The organism is Bradyrhizobium sp. (assembly GCF_019244115.1).
Taxonomy (GTDB): Bacteria; Pseudomonadota; Alphaproteobacteria; order Rhizobiales; family Xanthobacteraceae; genus Bradyrhizobium.
In genome coordinates this window covers 1-2,482 of record NZ_JAFATE010000322.1, presented here as the reverse complement: position 1 = coordinate 2,482, position 2,482 = coordinate 1, and the positions used below count along the sequence as shown (strand labels likewise).

Below are 2,482 nucleotides of genomic sequence, written 5' to 3'. Positions count from 1 at the left end.
GCTGTTCGGCCTAAGCCTGACGATCATCTCCTCGATCATCGGCATCGTCGCCGGCGGCGTGCAGGGTTATTTCGGCGGCTGGATCGATCTTGGCTTCCAGCGCTTCATCGAGATCTGGAATTCGATTCCGTATCTCTATCTGCTCTTGATCATATCGGCGGTGCTGCCGCCGGGCTTCTTCGTGCTGCTCGGCATCATGGCGTTGTTCTCCTGGGTGACGCTGGTCGGCCTCGTGCGTGCCGAGTTCCTGCGTGGCAGGAATTTCGAGTACATCCAGGCGGCGCGCGCGCTCGGCGTTTCCAATGCCGTCATCATGTTCCGCCATCTGTTGCCGAACGCGATGGTCGCGACCATGACGTTCCTGCCGTTCATCGTGTCGTCCTCGGTCATGACGCTGACCGCGCTGGATTTTCTGGGCTTCGCCTGCCGCCGGGTTCGCCGTCCCTCGGCGAACTGCTGTCGCAGGGCAAGGCCAACATCCAGGCGCCGTGGCTCGGCTTCACCGGCTTCTTTGCGGTCGCGATCATGCTGTCGCTGCTGATCTTCATCGGCGAAGCGGTGCGTGACGCCTTCGATCCGCGCAAGACGTTCAGGTGAGATGCCGATGGACGCCATCAACCAGCCGCTGCTGTCGATCCGTGATCTCTCTGTGGCCTTCCACCAGCGAAGCGGGACGTCACTTGCGGTCGACAAGATCTCGTTCGAGATCCGGCGCGGCGAATGCGTCGCCCTTGTCGGCGAATCCGGTTCCGGAAAATCGGTCAGTGCGCTCTCGATCCTGAAGCTGCTGCCATATCCGACCGCCTCGCACCCCTCGGGCAGCATCCGCTTCAAGGGCCGCGAACTGCTGCCGCTGTCGGAGCAGCAGATGCGCGACATCCGCGGCAGCGATGTTTCGATCATCTTCCAGGAGCCGATGACCTCGCTCAATCCGTTGCACACGATCGAGCGGCAGATCGGCGAAATCCTGCATCTGCATCAGCCGATCAGTGGCGCGATGGCGCGGGCGCGAACGCTCGAATTGCTGACGCAGGTCGGTATTCCCGAGCCCGAGACGCGGATGAAAAGCTATCCGCACCAGCTCTCCGGCGGCCAGCGTCAGCGCGTGATGATCGCGATGGCGCTTGCCAACGAGCCGGATCTGTTGATCGCGGACGAGCCGACCACCGCGCTCGACGTGACGGTGCAGGCGCAGATTTTGGCGCTACTCGCCGACATCCGCGCGCGTCTCGGGATGAGCCTGTTGTTCATCACGCACGATCTCGGCATCGTGCGCCGTATCGCCGACCGCGTCTGCGTCATGAACGGTGGCAAGATCGTCGAGCAGGGCGCGGTCGAGCAGGTGTTTTCCGCGCCAAAACATCCCTATACCAGGGAACTGCTAGCGGCCGAGCCAAAGCCCGATCCGGCGCCGCCGCGTCCGGAGTCGCCCGTCGTCATCGAAGCCGACGATCTCAAGGTCTGGTTTCCGATCAAGCGCGGGCTGCTGCGCTCGACGGTCGGACACATCAAGGCGGTCGATGGCATCAGCCTTGCCGTGCGCAAGGGCGAGACGCTGGGCGTGGTCGGCGAATCCGGCTCCGGCAAGACCACGCTCGGGCTCGCGCTGCTGCGCCTGATTTCCTCGAACGGACCGATCGTATTTTTGGGCAAAGGCATTCAGGGCCTCAAATTCGATGCGATGCGGCCGTTCCGGCGCGACATGCAGATCGTGTTCCAGGATCCGTTCGGATCGCTCAGTCCGCGCATGTCGGTCGGCGACATCGTGGCCGAAGGCCTCAGCGTACACCAGCGCTCGTTATCCGCGGAGCAGCGTGAGGCGCGCGTCGTCAAGGCGCTCAGGGATGTCGGGCTCGACCCGGACACGCGGTTCCGCTATCCGCACGAGTTTTCGGGAGGGCAGCGTCAGCGCATCTCGATCGCCCGCGCGATTGTGCTGGAGCCGAGTTTCGTCGTGCTGGACGAGCCGACCAGCGCGCTCGACATGCTGTTCCAGGCCCAGATGGTCGACCTGTTGCGCGATCTGCAGAAGAAGCGCGATCTCACCTACATGTTCATCTCGCACGATCTGCGCGTGGTCGCCTCGCTCGCGAGCCATCTGATCGTGATGCGCCATGGCAAGGTGGTGGAGGAGGGGCCAGCGGCGGCGCTGTTCAAGACGCCTAAGAGCGATTACACGAGCGCGCTTTTCGCCGCCGCTTTCCGCAACGAGGCCGCCAATGGCGACACGGTGGCAACGTGAGCTGAACTGTCAATCCAGCCGTCACGCTCGTCGTGCCTCCGGGCATCCATGCCTTCTTCTGCGTCGCTAGGACGTGGATGGCCGGGACAAGCGCGGCCATGACGACGGGACGAGTGTCAAGCGAGCCGCCTGATCGCTACGACTTCGCTGCCGGCGGCGCGGATGCGGGCGATGGCCTCGCCACGATTCTCGATCACCGCCGCCATGTGAAAAGCATTGGCGTGCACGATCGTATCGGCA

Annotated in this window: 1 protein-coding gene and 2 pseudogenes; 2 read left to right on the top strand and 1 reads right to left on the bottom strand. The window is 63.7% G+C overall.

The window, feature by feature from the left end; translation table 11 throughout:
* Together JOZ76_RS14360 and JOZ76_RS14355 are read left to right on the top strand one after the other, a co-directional pair.
* Positions 1 to 597 (top strand): annotated as a pseudogene (locus JOZ76_RS14360) (ABC transporter permease subunit); the annotation flags it as partial.
* A 7-nt stretch (positions 598 to 604) separates the two neighbouring features.
* Positions 605 to 2,242 carry an ABC transporter ATP-binding protein gene (locus JOZ76_RS14355; RefSeq protein ID WP_291699284.1) on the top strand — a complete coding sequence of 546 codons (1,638 nt, stop codon included), beginning with the start codon at positions 605 to 607 and terminating at the stop codon, positions 2,240 to 2,242.
* A gap of 116 nt (positions 2,243 to 2,358) precedes the next feature.
* Here the strand turns inward: JOZ76_RS14355 and JOZ76_RS14350 are convergent.
* Positions 2,359 to 2,482: pseudogene (locus JOZ76_RS14350) on the bottom strand (peptidase P60); the annotation flags it as partial.